Annotated in this window: 1 pseudogene; it reads left to right on the forward strand. The window is 72.4% G+C overall.

Annotated features, from left to right (window positions below):
- Window positions 1-445 (forward strand): annotated as a pseudogene (locus tag QC385_RS43860) (DNA polymerase III subunit beta); the annotation flags it as partial.

Genomic DNA, 445 nt, shown 5'->3' on the forward strand with positions numbered 1-445 from the left:
TGCCGACGGGCGAGTACCCGACGCTGCCCGCCAACCCCGATCCGACGGGCGTCATTGCCGGGGACGTCTTCACGCAGGCCGTCGCGCAGGTCAGCGTCGCGGCCGACCGCGGTGACACCCTGCCGATCCTCACCGGCGTGCGCGTCGAGGTCTCCGGCAACAAGCTGACGCTGCTCGCGACGGACCGCTACCGCCTCGCGATGCGCGAGGTCATGTGGAACGCCGGAGACGAGGGCGCCGAGTACGCGGCGCTCGTGCCCGCGCGCACCCTCGACTCGCTCGCCAAGTCCCTCGGCGCCGCCGGCAACGTCTCGCTCTCCCTGAGCGGCGCGTCGACGGGCTCCGGTCTCGCCGGTTTCGAGGCCGGCCAGCGTCGCATGACGACGCGTCTGCTCGACGGCGACTACCCCAAGGTGACGAGCCTGTTCCCGACGAGCGTCGACAC

Source organism: Streptomyces sp. DH10 (assembly GCF_029813805.1).
GTDB classification, from domain to species: Bacteria; Actinomycetota; Actinomycetes; order Streptomycetales; family Streptomycetaceae; genus Streptomyces; species Streptomyces coeruleofuscus.